Origin of the sequence: Streptomyces sp. NPDC001536, assembly GCF_042894505.1 — a bacterium.
GTDB lineage: Bacteria > Actinomycetota > Actinomycetes > Streptomycetales > Streptomycetaceae > Streptomyces.
Map to the genome: position 1 here is coordinate 261363 of NZ_JBIAVQ010000002.1, position 18106 is coordinate 279468.

Genomic DNA, 18106 nt, shown 5'->3' on the forward strand with positions numbered 1-18106 from the left:
CCGGGGGACGGCCGCCCGCTCGTCCTCTTGCCCTCCGTCCAGGACGGGCAACGACTTCTGTCTTCCGACAAGGACTTCGCATGACAGCCACGACCACACCCCCGGGCACGCCCTCGCCGTACGCCGAGCTCAAAGCACCGACCACGGCCCGGCGACTGCTCACGGCGCCGACCACCGGACCCCTGGTCGCCCTCCTCCTGGCCTGCGCCTTCTTCTCCTTCTCGACCGACCAGTTCCTGACCGGCGGGAACTTCTCGCTGATCGTGCAGCAGGTCATGGTCGTCGGCACGCTCGCCATCGGCCAGACCCTGATCATCCTGACCGCGGGCATCGACCTGTCGTGCGGCGCCGTGATGGCGTTCGGCAGCATCATGATCGCCAAGATGGCCGCCGAGGGCTCCCTGCCCCCGCTCGTCGCCATCGCTCTGGGCATCGGCGTCTGCGGCGGATTCGGGCTGCTCAACGGGCTGTTGGTGCAGAAGATCCCGCTGCCGCCGTTCATCGTCACCCTCGGCATGCTCAATGTGGCGTTCGCGCTGACCCACATCTACTCCGAGGAGCAGACGGTCACCAACCTGCCGGGCCCGCTGACCGCCCTCGGCGAGACCTTCCCGCTCGGCCACACCGACATCACCTACGGCTCCCTCGTCACCATCGCCCTGTTCCTGCTGTTCGCCTACGCGCTGAGCAGCACCGGCTGGGGCCGGCACGTGTACGCCCTGGGCAACAGCCAGGAAGCGGCGCGTCTCAACGGCATCCGCACCTCCCGCCTCACCATCGGCATCTACACCGTGGCGGGTCTCCTCTACGGCATCGCCGCCCTGCTGCTCATCTCCCGCACCGGAGTCGGCGACCCGCAGGCCGGCCAGACCGACAACCTCGACAGCATCACCGCCGTGGTCCTCGGTGGCACCAGCCTCTTCGGCGGGCGCGGCTCGGTCCTGGGCACCTTCATCGGCGTCCTCATCGTGGGCGTCTTCCGCAACGGCCTCCAGCTGATGGGCGTCGCGTCCATCTACCAGACCCTGATCACCGGCGTCCTGGTGATCCTCGCGGTGACCGTCGACCAGCTCTCCCGGAAGAAGGCCCGATGACCGCCACCTCCGCCCCCACCCCCGTCCTTCAGGCCCGCGGTCTGGTCAAGCGCTACGGCCATGTCACCGCCATCGACGGCGCCGACTTCGACCTGCTGCCCGGCGAGGTCCTCGCCGTCATCGGCGACAACGGCGCCGGCAAGACCAGCCTGATCAAGGCCCTCACCGGCGCGGTGACACCCGACGCGGGCGAAATCCGGCTCAACGGCGAGCCCATCACCTTCTCCGGGCCGCAAAGTGCGCGCGCCCACGGCATCGAGACGGTCTATCAGGACCTCGCCGTGGCCGCCTCCATGGACATCGCCTCGAACATGTTCCTCGGGCGCGAACTGCGCCGCCCCGGCGTCCTCGGCAATGTCTTCCGCATGCTCGACAAGAAGCGCATGCGCCAGGAGGCCGCCGAGCACATGGCCGACCTGAAGATCGGTCTGCGCTCGCTGACGCAGTCGGTCGAGACGCTCTCCGGCGGACAGCGGCAGGCCGTCGCGGTCGCCCGGTCCGTCGCCTGGGCCCGCAGTGTCGTCGTCATGGACGAACCCACCGCCGCGCTCGGCGTCAAGGAGTCCGGCCAGGTACTGGACCTCATCCGCCGGGTCCGGGACAAGGGCATGCCGGTCGTCCTCATCAGCCACAACATGCCGCACGTCTTCGAGATCGCCGACCGGATCCACGTCCACCGCCTCGGCCGGCGCGCGGCCGTGATCAAGCCCTCCGACTACTCCATGGCCGAGGTCGTCGCCATCATGACCGGCGCTCTCACCGTCGACGCGGCCGGAGATACTGTCGTAGCGGATTCCGAGGCGGCGAAGGCCGCGGGAGTCCAGGCCACCTGACAGCACGACCCGGCTCTCGCATGTTTCCGGCCGAGGCCGCGGCCGGAACCGAGAGCCCTCAGGAGACGGTTTCCTCCATGGCAGCCAGCCGCCGCCCCACCCTGGCCGACGTCGCCCGAGAAGTCGGCGTCAGCGCCAAGACGGTCTCCCGCGTCCTCAACGAGGACGGGCCCGCCTCCGCACAGACCAGGGAACAAGTGCTCGCCGCGGTGGCCAAGCTCGGCTTCCAGCCGAACCTCATGGCCCGCAACATCCGCGTCGGCGGACCCGACACCACGGTCGGACTGGTCATCCCGGACCTCGGGAACCCCTTCTTCGGAGCCGTGGCCCGCAGCATCGAGGACACGGTCCGCGACCGCGGACTGACCCTGCTCATGGGCTCCTCCGCGGACGACCCCGAGCGCGAACGCGCCCTGACGGACAAGTTCCTCGCCCGCCGCGTCAGCATCCTGATCGTCGTTCCGTCCGTCGGCGCCGACCACACCCATCTCAAGACCCACCGTACGGCGGGACTGCCCGTGATCTTCCTCGACCGTCCCGGAGTGGGCCTCGCCACGGACAGCGTCGTCAGCTCCAACCGCGCGGGCGCCCACGACGGCGTCGCCCACCTCATCGCCCACGGACACCGCCGTATCGGCTTCGTCGGCGACCTGCCGCTGAAGCTGTACACCCGCCGCGAACGGCTGGCGGGCTATCGCTCGGCGCTGCGGGAGGCCGACATCCCCTACGACCGCTCGCTGGTCGCCAACGCCCACGACCAGCAAGGGGCCGAGGCCGCGACCGCCCAACTCCTCGGCCTGGCCGATCCCCCCACGGCCCTGTTCGCCGGCAACAACATCATGGCGCTGGGCATAGTCGCGGAACTCGCCCGCAGCAAGCGCAAGGACGTCGCGGTCGTCGCCTTCGACGACGTATCGCTCGCCGAGGCACTCGAACCCGCCCTCACCGCCGTCGCCCAGGACGCGGAAGAACTCGGCAGGGCAGCCGCGACCACCGCCCTGACCCGGCTCGACGGCGACCGCACCCGGACCCGCACCATCACCGTGCCCACCCGGCTGATCGTCCGTGGCTCGGGCGAACAACCAGCGCCCAAGCCGTAGGCAGCCCGGCCCGGGGGCGGTCTGCGGCGGTTTGTCCGTCATTTCCGAGCGGCGGGACCGGCTCTGGAACCGCCCCATATCGCCACATCGGCACAGGCGCTTTCCAGGGGTGGGCGGCGTCACAGTGACCGCGAGGGAAACGTCACAGGCGTTCCTCTGCTCCGGCTGGAGTGTGCTGGCCTAGCATCCGACGCATGACGGTCCTGCCTGACGACGGGCTTGAGCTGGCCGGTGAGTTCCCTGACGTTCCCCACGAGCAGTGGCAGCGCCTCGTGGCGGGTGTCCTGCGCAAGTCGGGCAAGGACGTCGAGGGCTCCGCCGCCGAGGAAGCCCTGTCCACCGCGCTGGAGGACGGGTTGCGCACCCGGCCTCTGTACTCCGCGCTCGATGCCGCGCCCGAGCCGGGCCTTCCCGGTTTCGCCCCCTTCGTCCGCGCGGGACGCGCCGAGGGGAACACGGTCGGCGGCTGGGACGTACGACAGCGGCACACGGCGGCCGACGGCCCCGCGGTCCTGGCCGATCTGGAGAACGGCGTCGGCTCCCTGTGGCTGGGCGTCGGCGAGAGCGGCATCCCGGTGGCGTCGCTGGGCCGTGTCCTCGACGGCGTCTACCTCGACCTGGCGCCGGTCGTCCTCGACGCCGGAGCCGAACTCGAGGCGGCCGCACGGGAGTTGCTGCGGCTGTACGAGGAGCGGGGCGTCGCCAAGGACGCGGCGCGCGGCAATCTGGGCGCCGACCCGCTCGGCCACGAGGCCCGTACCGGGCGGACGTACGACTTCGCGCCGGTGGCCGCTCTCGCGCGCGAGTGCGCCGAGGAGTACCCGGGCCTGCGGGCGCTGACCGTGGACGCGCTGCCGTACCACGAGGCCGGCGGCTCGGCCGCGCAGGAGCTGGGTGCCTCGCTGGCGACCGGGGTGGCGTATCTGCGGGCGCTGACCGAGGCCGGACTGAGCGTCGAACAGGCCTGTGGGCAGCTGGAGTTCCGGTATTCGGCGACCGCCGACCAGTTCCTGACCATCGCGAAGCTGCGCGCCGCGCGCCGGCTGTGGGCCCGGGTCGCCGAGGTCTGCGGGGCGCCGGGCGCGGGGGCGCAGCTCCAGCACGCGGTGACCTCGCCGGTGATGATGACGCGCCGCGACCCGTGGGTGAACATGCTGCGCGCGACCATCGCCACGCTGGCCGCCGGTGCGGGCGGCGCCGAGTCCGTGACCGTGCTGCCCTTCGACGACGCGCTCGGGCTGCCGGACGCGTTCGCGCGGCGTATCGCCCGCAACACCTCGACGATCCTCATCGAGGAGTCGCATCTGGCCCGGGTCATCGACCCGGCGGGCGGCTCCTGGTACGTGGAGCGGCTCACCGACGAACTCGCCCACGCGGGCTGGGAGTTCTTCCAGGAGATCGAGCGGGCCGGCGGCCAGGCGGCCGCCCTGCGTTCCGGACTGCTGCGCGACCGGCTCGCCGAGACCTGGGCAGCGCGCAGCGCCAAGCTCGCCAAGCGGCGTGAACCCATCACCGGCGTCAGCGAGTTCCCGCACCTGGGCGAGAAGCCCGTCGTGCGCGAGCCCGCGCCCGAGCCGCCGTCCGGGGGCCTGCCCCGGGTCCGGCGCGACGAGGCGTACGAGGCGCTGCGCGCCCGTTCCGACGCCCACCTCGCGGCGACCGGCTCCCGGCCGCGTGTCTTCCTGGCCACGATCGGCCCGGCCGCCGCCCACACCGCCCGGCTGACCTTCGCGGCCAACCTCTTCCAGGCGGGCGGCATCGAGCCCGTCACCGAGGGCACGTTCGAGGACAGCGGGGCCGGCGAGGTCTGCCTGTGCTCCAGCGACGCCCTGTACGAGGAGCGGGCCGAGAGCGTGGCGGCCGAGCTGACGGCCGCCGGTGCCTCGCATGTGTCCCTCGCGGGGCGGCCCGGGCAGTACGCCGGTGTCGACTCGTACGTCTTCGCGGGCTGTGACGCGGTCGCCGTCCTGTCCGCCACCCTCGACCGCATGGGAGTGTCCCGATGACCACCCCCTCCGTGCCCGACTTCTCCGGGATCGAACTGGGGACCCCGGCTGTCGCCGGCGGCACCGACGAGTGGCAGGCGGCGCTCAAGAAGGCGGCCGGCGGCGACGACCTGCTCTGGGAGACCCCCGAGGGCATCTCGGTCAAGCCCCTCTACACCGGGCAGGACCTGGAGGGCCTGGACTTCCTGGCGACCTACCCGGGCGCGGCCCCGTATCTGCGCGGCCCCTACCCGACGATGTACGTCAACCAGCCCTGGACGATCCGCCAGTACGCGGGCTTCTCCACGGCCGAGGAGTCCAACGCCTTCTACCGCCGCAATCTCGCGGCCGGCCAGAAGGGTCTGTCGATCGCCTTCGACCTGCCCACGCACCGCGGTTACGACAGCGACCACCCGCGGGTGACCGGTGACGTCGGCATGGCGGGCGTGGCCATCGACTCCATCTACGACATGCGGCAGCTGTTCGACGGCATCCCCCTCGACAAGATGACCGTGTCGATGACGATGAACGGCGCCGTGCTGCCGGTGCTCGCGCTGTACATCGTGGCGGCGGAGGAACAGGGCGTACCGCCCGAGAAGTTGGCCGGGACCATCCAGAACGACATCCTCAAGGAGTTCATGGTCCGCAACACCTACATCTATCCGCCGTCGCCGTCGATGCGGATCATCTCCGACATCTTCGCGTACACCTCGCAGCGGATGCCGCGCTACAACTCCATCTCCATCTCCGGCTACCACATCCAAGAGGCGGGCGCCACGGCCGACCTGGAGCTGGCGTACACCCTCGCGGACGGGGTGGAGTACATCCGCGCGGGCCGCGAAGCCGGGCTGGACGTGGACGCGTTCGCGCCCCGGCTCTCCTTCTTCTGGGCGATCGGCATGAACTTCTTCATGGAGATCGCCAAGCTGCGCGCGGCACGCCTGCTGTGGGCGAAGCTGGTGAAGCAGTTCGACCCGCAGAACGCCAAGTCCCTGTCCCTGCGCACCCATTCGCAGACCTCGGGCTGGTCGCTGACCGCGCAGGACGTCTTCAACAACGTCACGCGCACCTGTGTCGAGGCGATGGCGGCGACCCAGGGCCACACCCAGTCGCTGCACACCAACGCCCTCGACGAGGCGCTCGCGCTGCCCACCGACTTCTCGGCGCGCATCGCCCGCAACACCCAGCTCCTCATCCAGCAGGAGTCCGGCACGACCCGGGTCATCGACCCGTGGGGCGGCAGCGCGTACGTGGAGAAGCTGACGTACGACCTGGCGCGCCGGGCCTGGCAGCACATCCAGGAGGTCGAGGCGGCGGGCGGCATGGCCAAGGCCATCGACGCGGGCATCCCCAAGCTGCGGATCGAGGAGGCGGCGGCCCGTACCCAGGCCCGTATCGACTCCGGGCGGCAGCCGGTGATCGGCGTGAACAAGTACCGCGTGGAGACCGACGAGCAGATCGACGTCCTCAAGGTCGACAACTCCTCGGTGCGCACCCAGCAGATCGAGAAGCTGCGGCGGCTGCGCGCGGAGCGCGACGAGCGGGCGTGCCAGGACTCGCTGGACGCGCTCACCCGGGCCGCCGGCGGCGAGGGCAACCTGCTGGAACTGGCAGTGAACGCGGCCCGCGCCAAGGCCACCGTCGGGGAGATCTCGGACGCCCTGGAGAAGGTGTACGGGCGGCACGCGAGCCAGATCCGTACGATCTCCGGCGTGTACCGCAACGAAGCCGGCGAGTCCCCGTCCGTGGACCGCACCCGCGCCCTGGTGTCCGAGTTCGCCGAGGAGGAGGGGCGCCGGCCGCGCATCCTGGTCGCCAAGATGGGCCAGGACGGCCACGACCGCGGCCAGAAGGTCATCGCCACCGCCTTCGCCGACCTGGGCTTCGACGTCGACGTCGGCCCGCTGTTCCAGACGCCGGCCGAGGTCGCCCGACAGGCGGTGGAGGCGGACGTGCACATCGTCGGCGTCTCCTCGCTGGCCGCCGGCCATCTCACCCTCGTACCGGCGCTCAAGGAGCAGCTGGCCGAGGAGGGGCGCGAGGACATCATGATCGTGGTCGGCGGGGTGATCCCGCCGCAGGACGTACCGACGCTCCTGGAGATGGGCGCGGCCGCCGTGTTCCCGCCGGGGACGGTGATCCCGGACGCGGCGTACGACCTGGTCAAGCGACTGTCGGCCGACCTCGGGCACGACCTGTGATCGATGTCGACGCGTATGTGAAGGGTGTGCTCGACGGCAAGCGTGCGCTCGTCGCCCGCGCCATCACGCTCGTCGAGTCGACCCGGCCCCGGCACCGGGCGCTGGCACAGGAGTTGCTCACCGAGCTGCTCCCGCACAGCGGCCGGGCCCGGCGGATCGGCATCAGCGGGGTGCCGGGGGTGGGCAAGTCGACGTTCATCGACGCGTTCGGCACCATGCTGACCTCGCTCGGGCATCGGGTCGCCGTCCTCGCCGTCGACCCGTCGTCGAGCCGTACGGGCGGGTCCATCCTGGGCGACAAGACCCGGATGGAACGCCTCGCCGTGGATCCGGCGGCGTTCGTGCGCCCCTCCCCCAGCGCGGGCACGCTCGGCGGGGTCGCCAAGGCGACCCGCGAGTCGATGGTCGTGATGGAGGCGGCCGGCTACGACGTGATCCTGGTCGAGACGGTCGGTGTCGGGCAGTCCGAGACCGCCGTGGCGAACATGGTCGACTCCTTCCTGCTGCTCTCTCTCGCCCGCACCGGCGACCAGCTCCAGGGCATCAAGAAGGGCGTCCTGGAGCTGGCCGACGTGATCGCCGTGAACAAGGCGGACGGCCCGCACCAGCGGGACGCGCAGGCCGCGGCACGGGAGTTGGCGGGCGCGCTGCGGCTGATGCACGGCAAGGACGCGTTCTGGACGCCGCCGGTGCTGAGTTGCAGTGCGCGGGAGTCGACGGGCCTGGACACCGTGTGGGAGCGCCTCGAACAGCACCGCACGCTGCTGGACTCCACCGGACGGCTCGCCGCCAAGCGCCGTGACCAGCAGGTCGACTGGACGTGGAACATGGTCCGCGACGAACTCCTCGGCCGGCTCCACGCCGATCCGTCGGTACGCGCGCTCGCCCCCGTCCTCGAACAGCAGGTCAGGGAGGGCGAGTTGACGGCGACGCTGGCCGCGGAGCGGATTCTCCAGGCGTTCGGCGAGAGCTGACCCCGTCCCGGGCGGGGTCGTCTCGCTTCAGCCGAGGGGCGCCGTCCTCATGCCCGCCGGCCCTGCCGACGCGCCGCTGCTCGCCCAGGCGGGCGTAGTACTCGATGAGTTCGGGGGCGTCCACCGCGGCCGGGTTGACGACCAGCTCGGGCGGGGCGCCCTGGAGCAGCCGCTTGACCGGGACCTCCAGCTGAGCGTGATCCAGTCGCCGTGCCGCCACACTCCGGGGTACGCCGAGAAGTAGGCGTCGTGGTAGCGGCTCCCCTCGGGGTAGGCGGAGGTCGGCAGGGTCGAGCCGGTGCAGCCGACGGCACGGATCGCGGACAGGTCGTGCACGGCGGGGTCGATGCCGAACTTGGCCATGCCCAGCAGGTACTGGGAAGACGACCCACAGGGGGTGGTCGAACGGCACCGGCGCACAGGCGAGTTCCTCGATGCGGGTGGCGTCCTCCCACGGGAGCCCGACCTCGACTGAGGCACGGCGAGCCCGTGGACGCCGAGCTGTTTCATCCGCTCGACGAGCGCCTCGGGGTAGGTGTCGGTGTGCTCCAACTCCCGTACGACGGGCCTGACCTCTCTCAGACGCCCGGTTGGCCCCGGCGTGTACGGTCGTGGCATGGCGCGCATCCTGGTCATCGGCGGCGGAACAGGCGGCACGGCGACGGCGCTCGCCCTGCACAAGGCGGGCTTCGACGTCGAAGTGCACGAGGCGCATCCCGACTCGGCGGAGGATCTGGGCGCGTTCCTCACCCTGGCGAGCAACGGCATGCGGGCGCTCGCGCAGATCGACGCCACCGACGCGGTCACCGCGATCGGCTTCCCGCTGCGCTCGATGCGGCTGCTCGACGCGACGGGCGCCGAGGTGGCCCGGGGCCCGCTCGGCGAGGCCGACGACCCGCTCCTGCGGTTCCGCTGTCTGCGCCGCGGCGACCTCAACGCGGCGCTCCAGAAGGAGGCTTCGCGTCGGGGCGTCCCCGTCCGGCACGGCGTACGGCTCGCCGCCGTCGAGGAGGGTTCCGACAGCGTCACCGCCCGCTTCACCGACGGCAGCAGCGCGACGGGCGACCTCGTCATCGGCGCCGACGGCCTCAACTCCACCGTCCGCAAGGCGATAGCACCCGAGGTACGGCCCGTCTACGCGGCCCAGCGTGTCTTCTACGGCTACACGCGCGACGCCCGACCGCCGGGCGAGGGGGAGCAGTTCACCATGGTGCGGTGCGGCGGGGCCGCCTTCGGATACGCGGTGTCGCCCGATAGGGAGACATACTGGTTCGCCCGCGTCACCGCCGACCCGCTGACCGCAGAGGAGCTGACGCGCGGCGGTTGGCGCGACCCGCTGCTGTCGCTGCTGCGCGAGGACTCCGGCCCCGCCGCGGACATCGTGGCGGCGACCGCCGATGACGTCCTGGTCACCAACGCCACCGAGATACCCCCGGGCACCCCCTGGCGTTCCGCGCGGACCCTGCTCGTCGGCGACGCGGCCCACGCCGCCTCCCCCGCGACCGGGCAGGGCGCATCGATGGCGCTGGAGGACGCTGTCGTGCTCGCCAAGTCGCTGCGCGACACACCGGACACCGACACCGGGCTCGCCCTGTACGAGGCGCTGCGCCGGCCGCGCGTGGAGCACAACACGGCCGTCAGCGGGAGCCTGTCCCGCGGAGGCCGGGGCGGTACCGTCCCCCGGCCCCGGGAGGAGGACCTCCCCCAACTCCTCGACTGGGACACCGCGATGTCCGCGTGACCGTCAGATCCAGCCGTCGAGGGACTTCATGAACCCGTCGAAGTCGTCGCGGTGAATGGTGTGCCCCGCCCCCGTCACCGTACGGACCTCGAAACCGCTCGCCCGCAGCCGCACCACGTCGTCGGCGCCGACCAGGTGACTGGGGTCGGCGAGCTGGACCAGGGAGGGCACGGCCGGGCGGTCGGGGACGAAGCCGGTGAGTGGGCGGCCGTCGAGGAAGTACGAGGTGTCCGCGTCCCAGTCCGCCAGTGTGGCCGCCTCCACGTCGATGTCCTCGGCGGCCCAGTGCGGGTTGAACCGCGCTATGTGCTCGCGGGTGAGGTTCTTGGCGGACGCGAACGCCTCGGGATCCAGGGGCTGTTCAGGGTCCCGGGTGGACCAGGCGGGGTCCGAGTAGACCGCTCGCAGGGGCCGTAGCCGCTCCACGGCCAGGGAGAGGCTCAGCCCGCCCAGGGAGTGCCCGACGGCCAGGTCGGCGCCCGTCGGCAGCGTGTCGACGAGGTCGTCGGCGAAGAACCGCGGGCTGTACTCGCCGCGGGGCGAGAGGCCGTGGCCGCGCAGGTCGACCGCGATGACGCGGTAGCCGCGCTCGGCGAGCGCCGGGCCTACGCGGCGCCAGGTGCGGGAGTCGGACATGATGCCGTGCACGAGCAGGGCGGTTCTGTCGCCGTTGCCCCATTCACGGGTGTGGAGTCGCACGTCGGGCCTCTCGTTCCGGTGGATTCGCCGCGGTCAGCGCGCGGGTTTCTCCCATACGGAAACATGGCCGGAGCTGTCGCTCGTGAAGGGGGCCCTCGTCCACCCCTCCCAGCGTTCGCGCAGCCGCAGTCCGGCGAGCTGTGCCATGAGGTCGAGTTCGGCGGGCCAGACGTAGCGGAAGGGGATCTCGTCGTACGTCCCGCGCCCGTCGACGACGCTCACATGGTGCGAACTCATCCGCTGCGTGGCCACGTCGTAGGTGTCGAACCCCAGTCGCCGCTCACCGACATGGAACGGCACGGTGTTCTGCCCGGGCGGCAGCTTCCGCAGTTCGGGGACCATGACCTCGATGACGAACGTGCCGCCGGGCGCCAGATGGGCGGCAACGTTGCGGAAGCAGGCCACCTGCTCCTCCTGCGTCGTCAGGTTCATGATCGTGTTGAAGACCAGGTAGGCGACGGCGAAGGTACCGTCCACCTTCGTCGTCGCGAAGTCCCCGATGGATACGCCGATCGCGTCGCCGCCGGGCTTGGCGCGCAGCCGTTCGACCATCGCGCGGGACAGGTCGATGCCGTGCACCGGTACGCCGCGGGCCGCCAGCGGGAGGGCGATCCGGCCGGTCCCGATGCCGAGTTCGAGCGCCGGGCCGTCGCCCGCCAGGTCCGTGAGGAAGGTGACCGCCGGGTCGATGGTGTCCTGCTGGAACATGTCCGAGGCGGGGTCGTCGTAGGTCGCCGCGATGTGTTCCGCGAAGTAGCCGTCATCGTGATCCACGGTCGGACGGTACGTCGGCGGCGCCCCTTCGCGCACCTCAATTCGGCTCGGCGCCGAGGCGGTTGATGTCGGGGCTGTGCAGCACGGTCGGCCCCTGCCCCTTCAGCCGGGTCACCGCGATCATCGCGCGGCCCAGGTGCTCGGTCGTGGTCACGTGCTTCGGTGTCAGCCGGCGCAGCACCGGATACAGCCATCCCGTGAGCCCGTACAGCAGGCGGTAGACGGTGACCCGGGCGACGGCCCCGTTGCGGGGCTGGATGAAGCCGGGCCGGAACATGTAGGCGTCGAACGGCATGGCCAGCAGCTCGTTCTCGGTACGGCCCTTGACCCGGGCCCACATCAGTCGGCCCCGCTCGGTGCTGTCGGTGCCCTCGCCCGACACGTAGGCGAAGGTCAGGTCGGGACTTGCGGCGCTCACCGCGCGGGCGGCGGCCAGCGTGTAGTCGTACGTGATCCTCGTGTACTCCTTCTCGCCGCGGCCGACCGAGGTGACGCCCAGGCAGAAGAAGCAGGCGTCGAGGTTCTTCAACTCGCCCTGGATCGCGGTGTAGTCGGTGAAGTCGGCGTGGACGAGCTGCCGGAGCTTGGGGTGCTCGACCGCCAGCGGGGTGCGGACGACGGCCAGGACCTCGGTGATGTCCGGTTCGTGGAGGCAGGCGTGCAGGACGCCCTGTCCGATCATGCCGGACGCTCCGAAGACGATGACGCGCATGGGGTGCTCCTGTCGGTGCGTGCGGGCAGGGCCCGGAGTTAAGATGAATCTCGGTTCACCTTAATGATGAACCCTGGTTCACCTTTCAGCAAATGTCCTCCGGAGAGCCCCATGTCCCAGGCCCGAGCGCCGCGCGCCGACGCGGTCCGCAACCGGAAGAAGATCCTGGCCGCCGCCCGTGAGCAGATCGCGGAGCACGGGCCCGACGTGGGGATGGACGAGATCGCCGCCGCGGCGGGGGTGGCCGTGGGCACGCTGTACCGGCACTTCCCGACCAAGACGGACCTGGTCGGGGCCGTGGTGACCGATCACCTCGGACGGTGGGCCGACTACGGGGAGGGCGTGGTCGAGCGGCTCACCGCGGGTGCCCGCGCCATGGACGAGGTGACCTCCTTCCTCGACCGCTTCCTGGAGCTGTCGGCGACCGACCAGGCGGTGAAGGCCGCCGCCCACGCGCTGGGCGCGGCCGGTGAGACGGCCGAGGAGGAGCGCGCGAGGGCGGCCCTGGAGCACCTCCTGCGCGCCGCGCGGGACGAGGGCGACCTGCACCCCGATGTCACCCTCGACGACTTCTACCTGCTCCTCAAGACGGCCCCCGCCGACCAGGGCCCCGCCGCGCGCAGCCGCTGGCTGACCCTCGTCCTGCCGGGCCTGACGACCCGCGGCCGCCCTGTGGAGAGCTGAGGACCCCAGCCCGCGGCGACCGGCGACACCGCGCCGGCAGCGCGGGCAGTGTCCGCGCCGGGGTCCTTCACACCCACCCGCAGACGCCCGTTGCGGACGAAAGAGGTCAGGCCGGCTCCGCCGCCAGGAGCCGACGGGCTGCGAGCGCCTTCGCCTCCCGCAGCGGGTTCTCGCCCTTCAGCAGCAGTCGTACGGTGTCGGCGATCCCCTCCACCCGTCGTACGGCGGCGTCGTGGTCCAGGCCGTCACTCTCCCGGCCGAGCGTGTACACCACCCCGCCCGCGCTCGCGACGAAGTCCGGCACCCACACGATGCCGCGCGCCGCGAGGGCGTCGGCGACCGTGTCGTCGGTGAGCTGGTTGTTGGCGGGACCCACGACCAGCCGTACGTCGAGCCGGGCGGCCGTCTCGGGGCTGAGCACTCCCCCGACGGCGGCCGGGACCAGGACGTCCGCCGCCGTACCGGCCACGTCACCGGGTTCCACCCATCCGAACCCCGACCGCCGGGCGGCGTCCCGTTTGGTCCCGTCCACGTCGGAGACGAGCACGCGGGCGCCGTCCGCCGCGAGCCCCGCCGCGACCCGGCTCCCCACGGAACCGAGGCCGCTCACCACGACCGTGCGCCCCGCGAACGACGCCGCCCCGAACACCTGCTCCGCGCCCGCGCGCAGGGCGGCCAGCACTCCGATCGCCGTGGGGACACCGGAGTCACCGGCGCCGCCGTGCTCCTCGGGCAGGCAGTGGACGTACGGCGTCGAGCGGCGCAGGGCGACCATGTCCGCGGGTGAGGTGCCGACATCGGGCCCCGTGCGGTACGACCCGTCGAAGGACGCGATGACCTCGCCCAGGTCGGCCAGCGCGGCCGCACGCAACTCCGGTGCGGGCTCGGCGCGTTCGGCTCCGTCGAGCACGATCACGCTCTTGCCGCCCCCGAAGTCCAGCCCGGACGCGGCGCACTTGTAGGTCATCGCCTCGGACAGCCGCAGCGCGTCGGCGAGTCCGTCGCGCCAGCTGTCGTAGTGGCGCATCCGGCAGCCGCCGACGGCGGGGCCGAGGGCACGGGAGTGGATCGCGACGATCAAGGCCAGCCCCGAGCGGGGGCCGCGGCGGATTCGCACCTCTTCGTGTTCGAGTGTCTGCGTCATGGTCCGGACGCTAGGTTCATGTTCCGTGTCACGGGGAACATGCCGAACTTCCTTCGGAATCGGGGATGTGGAGGCGAGCGTGGACGAACTTGATACGGCGATCCTGCGGCATCTTCAGGAGGACGCTCGGCAATCGAACCGTGCCATCGCGCAGAAGGTGGGCATCGCCCCGTCCACCTGTCTGGAGCGGATCCGGCTGCTGAGGCGGCGCGGGGTGATCCGCGGCTATCACGCGCGGGTCGCGCTGCCGGCGCTCAACCGCGGTGTGCAGGCCATGGTCTCGGCGCAGGTGCGGCCGCTGAACCGGGAGGTGGTGGCGGCGTTCGAGCAGTCGGTGTCCCGGCTGCCGGAGGTGCTGTCCGTGTACACCATGGCGGGCAGCGACGACTTCCTCATCCATGTCACGGCCCCGGACATCGAGCGTCTGCACGCGTTCCTGCTCGAACGGTTCACCGAGCGGCGCGAGATCGTCGGCTTCCGGACCTCGATCATCTTCCAGCACCTGACCAACCCGGTCCTGGAGCCCCTGGCCGAGGTGAACCCGGCGCCCTGAGCGCGGAGTTCGGGAGCGCCCGCGGGGCACGGACCGCCCTGCCGGGCGAGTTCAGCGGCGGGCTCGTCGGACTTCGGGGCGGGGCGGTCGTATGAACTGGAGCGCGAGCGTGGCCGGGGGCTCCGCCAGGCCCGGCCCGCCCGCCGCCACCCAGGTCAGGACGTCGTCCGTGCAGTCGTCGTCGCCGGACCAGCCCACCCAGGTGGCGCGGCCGCCGCGGCGGCGGCCCTCGCCGGAGGGCTGGACCACGAGGACGTTCGCCTGGTCGCACGGGCCGAGACAGTCCGTCGTACGGACCGCGAGTCGGCCGCCGGACTCCGCGGCGGCGGCCTTCAACCGGTCGAGCTGCCACTGATGGTCGACGTCGGGGTGCTTGCTCGCGCTGCCGCAGCAGCAGCCCCGGCAGACGACGAGTGTGCAGGGGCGGGCGCCGGCCGCCCCGAACACGACCCGCCTGGTCGGCGCGCTCACACGATCCCCTCCCGGTGACACTGACAGCGCTCAAGATCGTACGTGCACCGCACCATCTGCGGCGCGGATGACCAAACCGTTGACGGGAACATGGCCCACTCCTATCTTCTGACCGACATAACGAACTACGTTCGAAATTACGGACAGGGACGGTCTCGTATGGTTCGGACTCACCTCGGGAAACGCCGCAGACCTCTGCTCCTCTGCGTGCTGACCCTCCTCCTCGCACTGGTGTCGGTGACCCAGCCGGCGTCGGCGGCGGACGGTCGCCCGTACACCAATCCGCTGAAGTCGGCCAAGGGCGCCGATCCCTGGCTGGAGTACTACGACGGCAACTACTACCTGGTCACCACGACGTTCACCGGCGTCCTCGGCATCCGCAAGTCACCGACGCTGGCGGGCCTGGCCACCGCGCCCACCGTGCAGGTGTGGTCGGACACCACGTCGACGCGCAACACCAACATCTGGGCGCCGGAACTGCACTTCTTCGACGGCCACTGGTACCTGTACTACTCGGCCGGCCAGAGCGGTGTCGCCTGCTGCGACTCCCAGCGCACGCATGTGCTGGAGAGCTCCGGCACCGATCCCATGGGGGCGTACACCTACAAGGGGTCGCTGACCGGCTCCAATCTCACGCCGGGCGGCTGGCTGATCGACGCGAGCGTGCTGAAGGCCAACGACAAGCTGTACCTGGTCGGCAGCGGGTTCATCAACGGGAGCACACAGAGCCTCGTCATCGCGCCGATGAGCAATCCGTACACCCTCGCCGGCAGCACCTTCACGATCATCTCCAGCCCGACCCTGGACTGGGAGCGGTCCGGCAGTCCCGTCAACGAGGGGCCCGAGCCGCTGTACCGGAACGGGCGCACCTTCCTGACGTACTCCGCGAGTTCGTGCCAGACCGCCGACTACAAGCTCGGCCAGCTGGAGTTGACGGGCTCCGACCCGCTCAGCCCCGCCTCCTGGACCAAGAAGCAGACGCCGGTCTTCCAGCGCAGTGACACAAGCGGCGTGTACGGGCCCGGCCACAACGGCTTCTTCACCTCGCCCGACGGCACCGAGAACTGGATCGTCTACCACGCCAACTCGTCCTCCTCCGGCGGCTGCGGCAACGGACGGACCACCCGCGCCCAGAAGTTCACCTGGAACGCCGACGGCACCCCGAACTTCGGCACCCCGGTCGCCCTCGGCACCACCCTGCCCGGCCCCTCCGGGGAGACGGCGGCGACCCCGACGTCGTACACCCTCGTGAACCGCAACAGCGGCAAGTGCCTGGACGTGAACGGCGGCGGCACCGCCGACGGCACCAACATCTTCCAGTGGACCTGCAACGGCGGGACCAACCAGAAGTGGAGGCTGGAGGACCTGGGCGACGACACCAACCGGCTGGTCAACGTGGCCACCGGGAAGATCGCCGATGTCGCCGACTGCTCGGGTGCGGACGGCGCGGACATCCGCCAGTGGTCGTGGCTGAACAACAAGTGCCAGCGCTTCCGGCTCGTGTTCACCGCCAGCGGCGACTACGTCCGGATCGTCAACGAGTCCACCGGCAAGGTCGCCGACGTGGCCGACTGCGGCACCGCGAACGGCACCGACGTACGCCAGTGGACCTGGCTGAACAACAACTGCCAGCAGTGGCGCCTCGTGCCGACCACCTGACCTTCCCCCACTGATCCCGCATCTGGAGAACTCCCGTGAGACGCAACGCCGTTCGTCTGCTGCTGGCTGTGTTGGTGGCGCTCACGGCATGCCTGGGCACCGCCCCCGCCCAGGCCGCCGTGCCCGACTCCCCCGCCGTGACCTACACCAACCCGATCGCCGAGAAGCGGGCCGACCCGCACATCTTCAAACACACCGACGGCTACTACTACTTCACCGCGACGGTCCCCGAGTACGACCGCATCGTGCTGCGCCGGGCCACCACCATCCAGGGCCTGTCGACGGCCTCCGAGGTGACCATCTGGACCAAGCACACCAGCGGGGTGATGGGCGCGCACATCTGGGCGCCGGAGATCCACTTCATCGACGACAAGTGGTACGTGTACTTCGCCGCCGGGTCCACCAGTGACATATGGGCGATCCGGATGTACGTCCTGGAGGGCACCGGCGCCAATCCGCTCACCGCGACCTGGGCCGAGAAGGGCCAGATCAAGACCACCTGGGAGAGCTTCTCGCTGGACGCGACGACCTTCGTCGTGAACGGTGTGCGCTATCTGGCGTGGGCCCAGCGCAACCCGTCGGAGAACAACAACACCAGTCTGTTCATAGCGAAGCTGTCCAACCCCTGGACGATCAGCGGGACTCCGGCGGAGCTCTCGCAGCCGACGCTGTCCTGGGAGACGATCGGGTACAAGGTCAACGAGGGGCCGGCGCTGATCCAGCACGGCTCCAAGGTCTTCATGACGTACTCGGCGAGCGCCACCGACGCCAACTACTGCCTGGGGATGCTGACCGCGTCGGCGACGGCCGATCTCACCAACCCCGCTTCCTGGACGAAGAGTTCGACGCCGGTCTTCCAGTCGAGCGCGGCGACCTCGCAGTACGGTCCGGGCCACAACTCCTTCACCGTCTCCGAGGACGGCAAGTCGGACATCCTCGTCTACCACGACCGCAGCTACAAGGACATCAGCGGTGACCCGCTGAACGACCCGAACCGCCGTACCCGGGTGCAGAAGGTGTACTGGAAGTCCGACGGCACCCCCGACTTCGGCATCCCGGTCGCCGACGGGGTCACCCCGCAGCGCCTCTCGTCGTACAACTTCGCCGACCGCTTCGTCCGGCACTGGGAGTACCGGGCCCGTATCGAGGCGAACGTCTCGCCGCTCGCCGACTCGCAGTTCCGGGTCGTCACCGGGCTGGCCGGCACCGGCACGGTCTCCTTGGAGTCGGCCAACTTCCCCGGGTACTTCCTGCGGCACAAGAACTTCGAGGTGTGGCTGGAGAAGAACGACGGCACGTCGGCCTTCGCCTCGGACGCCAGCTTCTACCGGCGGGCCGGGCTGGCCGACTCGGCGGGGATCTCCTACGAGTCGTACAACTACCCCGGCCGGTATGTGCGGCACTACAACTACCTGCTGAACGTGCAGACGCCGAGCACGTCCACGGACCGGGCGGACGCCACGTTCTACGCCCAGTAGGCAG

At 70.8% G+C, this 18106-nt stretch carries 16 protein-coding genes and 1 pseudogene; 11 read left to right on the plus strand and 6 right to left on the minus strand.

The annotated features are described in order from the left end of the window. Window positions 1-80 precede the first annotated feature (80 nt). The 6 genes from ACFY0U_RS06415 to meaB all read left to right on the plus strand — a co-directional run bounded on the left by ACFY0U_RS06415 (window position 81) and on the right by meaB (window position 8187). A complete protein-coding gene (locus tag ACFY0U_RS06415) occupies window positions 81-1094 on the plus strand; it encodes an ABC transporter permease (RefSeq protein WP_388631094.1) in 1014 nt (337 codons plus the stop codon). Then, the gene (locus tag ACFY0U_RS06420) at window positions 1091-1927 is read left to right on the plus strand and encodes an ATP-binding cassette domain-containing protein (protein WP_388631097.1); all 837 of its coding nucleotides are present in this window, start codon (window positions 1091-1093) and stop codon (window positions 1925-1927) included. Before ACFY0U_RS06415 ends, ACFY0U_RS06420 begins: the two co-directional genes overlap by 4 nt. Window positions 1928-2004: 77 nt before the next feature. Then, window positions 2005-3027, plus strand: a complete 1023-nt coding sequence (locus ACFY0U_RS06425) for a LacI family DNA-binding transcriptional regulator (RefSeq protein WP_388631100.1) — start codon at window positions 2005-2007, stop codon at window positions 3025-3027. Window positions 3028-3221: 194 nt separating this feature from the next. Further along, window positions 3222-5033, plus strand: a complete 1812-nt coding sequence (locus ACFY0U_RS06430) for a methylmalonyl-CoA mutase family protein (protein WP_388631103.1) — start codon at window positions 3222-3224, stop codon at window positions 5031-5033. Further along, window positions 5030-7213 carry a methylmalonyl-CoA mutase gene (gene scpA / locus ACFY0U_RS06435; RefSeq protein WP_388631106.1) on the plus strand — a complete coding sequence of 728 codons (2184 nt, stop codon included), beginning with the start codon at window positions 5030-5032 and terminating at the stop codon, window positions 7211-7213. The genes ACFY0U_RS06430 and scpA overlap by 4 nt, the downstream gene beginning before the upstream one ends. Beyond that, window positions 7210-8187 carry a methylmalonyl Co-A mutase-associated GTPase MeaB gene (gene meaB, locus ACFY0U_RS06440; protein ID WP_388631109.1) on the plus strand — a complete coding sequence of 326 codons (978 nt, stop codon included), beginning with the start codon at window positions 7210-7212 and terminating at the stop codon, window positions 8185-8187. Before scpA ends, meaB begins: the two co-directional genes overlap by 4 nt. A 58-nt stretch (window positions 8188-8245) precedes the next feature. Here the strand turns inward: meaB and ACFY0U_RS06445 are convergent. Then, window positions 8246-8586 (minus strand): annotated as a pseudogene (locus tag ACFY0U_RS06445) (hypothetical protein); the annotation flags it as partial. Between the two features lie 217 nt (window positions 8587-8803). Here ACFY0U_RS06445 and ACFY0U_RS06450 point away from each other — a divergent pair. Continuing rightward, window positions 8804-9928: an FAD-dependent monooxygenase gene (locus ACFY0U_RS06450; RefSeq protein WP_388631111.1), complete on the plus strand. Its 1125-nt coding sequence runs from the start codon at window positions 8804-8806 to the stop codon at window positions 9926-9928. A 3-nt stretch (window positions 9929-9931) separates the two neighbouring features. Here the strand turns inward: ACFY0U_RS06450 and ACFY0U_RS06455 are convergent, their stop codons facing one another. The 3 genes from ACFY0U_RS06455 to ACFY0U_RS06465 are packed head-to-tail and all read right to left on the minus strand — an operon-like array spanning window position 9932 to window position 12113. Continuing rightward, window positions 9932-10627 (minus strand): alpha/beta fold hydrolase, encoded by a 696-nt coding sequence (locus tag ACFY0U_RS06455; protein WP_388631114.1) that lies wholly within the window; start codon window positions 10625-10627, stop codon window positions 9932-9934. Window positions 10628-10660: 33 nt separating this feature from the next. Next, a complete protein-coding gene (locus ACFY0U_RS06460) occupies window positions 10661-11401 on the minus strand; it encodes a class I SAM-dependent DNA methyltransferase (protein WP_388631117.1) in 741 nt (246 codons plus the stop codon). 37 nt (window positions 11402-11438) lie between these two features. Continuing rightward, window positions 11439-12113 (minus strand): NAD-dependent epimerase/dehydratase family protein, encoded by a 675-nt coding sequence (locus ACFY0U_RS06465; RefSeq protein ID WP_388631120.1) that lies wholly within the window; start codon window positions 12111-12113, stop codon window positions 11439-11441. A gap of 111 nt (window positions 12114-12224) precedes the next feature. Here ACFY0U_RS06465 and ACFY0U_RS06470 point away from each other — a divergent pair, with 111 nt between their 5' ends. Then, window positions 12225-12797 carry a TetR/AcrR family transcriptional regulator gene (locus ACFY0U_RS06470; protein WP_388631123.1) on the plus strand — a complete coding sequence of 191 codons (573 nt, stop codon included), beginning with the start codon at window positions 12225-12227 and terminating at the stop codon, window positions 12795-12797. 106 nt (window positions 12798-12903) lie between these two features. Here the strand turns inward: ACFY0U_RS06470 and ACFY0U_RS06475 are convergent, their stop codons facing one another. Then, entirely contained in the window at window positions 12904-13941 is a 1038-nt protein-coding gene (locus ACFY0U_RS06475) for a Glu/Leu/Phe/Val dehydrogenase dimerization domain-containing protein (protein WP_388631126.1), read from the minus strand. Window positions 13942-14020: 79 nt separating this feature from the next. On the opposite strand from ACFY0U_RS06475, the gene ACFY0U_RS06480 reads away from it, so the two are divergent. Then, window positions 14021-14494 (plus strand): Lrp/AsnC family transcriptional regulator, encoded by a 474-nt coding sequence (locus tag ACFY0U_RS06480; protein WP_388631129.1) that lies wholly within the window; start codon window positions 14021-14023, stop codon window positions 14492-14494. Window positions 14495-14545: 51 nt separating this feature from the next. Here ACFY0U_RS06480 and ACFY0U_RS06485 read toward each other — a convergent pair whose 3' ends face one another. Beyond that, window positions 14546-14965, minus strand: a complete 420-nt coding sequence (locus ACFY0U_RS06485) for a (2Fe-2S) ferredoxin domain-containing protein (protein ID WP_388631132.1) — start codon at window positions 14963-14965, stop codon at window positions 14546-14548. A gap of 159 nt (window positions 14966-15124) precedes the next feature. Here ACFY0U_RS06485 and ACFY0U_RS06490 point away from each other — a divergent pair, with 159 nt between their 5' ends. Together ACFY0U_RS06490 and ACFY0U_RS06495 are read left to right on the plus strand one after the other, a co-directional pair. Then, window positions 15125-16624 carry a family 43 glycosylhydrolase gene (locus tag ACFY0U_RS06490; RefSeq protein ID WP_388631135.1) on the plus strand — a complete coding sequence of 500 codons (1500 nt, stop codon included), beginning with the start codon at window positions 15125-15127 and terminating at the stop codon, window positions 16622-16624. Window positions 16625-16659: 35 nt separating this feature from the next. Further along, complete coding sequence (locus tag ACFY0U_RS06495) at window positions 16660-18102, plus strand: family 43 glycosylhydrolase (protein ID WP_388631138.1); 1443 nt, start codon at window positions 16660-16662, stop codon at window positions 18100-18102. Window positions 18103-18106: the final 4 nt, after the last annotated feature.

What these genes read in the sequence shown, in the direction of transcription:
- ACFY0U_RS06415 (WP_388631094.1), top strand. Translation starts at nt 81, where the DNA reads ATGACAGCCACGACCACACCCCCGGGCACGCCCTCGCCGTACGCCGAG.
- ACFY0U_RS06420 (WP_388631097.1), top strand. Translation starts at nt 1,091, where the DNA reads ATGACCGCCACCTCCGCCCCCACCCCCGTCCTTCAGGCCCGCGGTCTG.
- ACFY0U_RS06425 (WP_388631100.1), top strand. Translation starts at nt 2,005, where the DNA reads ATGGCAGCCAGCCGCCGCCCCACCCTGGCCGACGTCGCCCGAGAAGTC.
- ACFY0U_RS06430 (WP_388631103.1), top strand. Translation starts at nt 3,222, where the DNA reads ATGACGGTCCTGCCTGACGACGGGCTTGAGCTGGCCGGTGAGTTCCCT.
- scpA (WP_388631106.1), top strand. Translation starts at nt 5,030, where the DNA reads ATGACCACCCCCTCCGTGCCCGACTTCTCCGGGATCGAACTGGGGACC.
- ACFY0U_RS06450 (WP_388631111.1), top strand. Translation starts at nt 8,804, where the DNA reads ATGGCGCGCATCCTGGTCATCGGCGGCGGAACAGGCGGCACGGCGACG.
- ACFY0U_RS06465 (WP_388631120.1), bottom strand. Translation starts at nt 12,113, where the DNA reads ATGCGCGTCATCGTCTTCGGAGCGTCCGGCATGATCGGACAGGGCGTC.
- ACFY0U_RS06470 (WP_388631123.1), top strand. Translation starts at nt 12,225, where the DNA reads ATGTCCCAGGCCCGAGCGCCGCGCGCCGACGCGGTCCGCAACCGGAAG.
- ACFY0U_RS06475 (WP_388631126.1), bottom strand. Translation starts at nt 13,941, where the DNA reads ATGACGCAGACACTCGAACACGAAGAGGTGCGAATCCGCCGCGGCCCC.
- ACFY0U_RS06490 (WP_388631135.1), top strand. Translation starts at nt 15,125, where the DNA reads ATGGTTCGGACTCACCTCGGGAAACGCCGCAGACCTCTGCTCCTCTGC.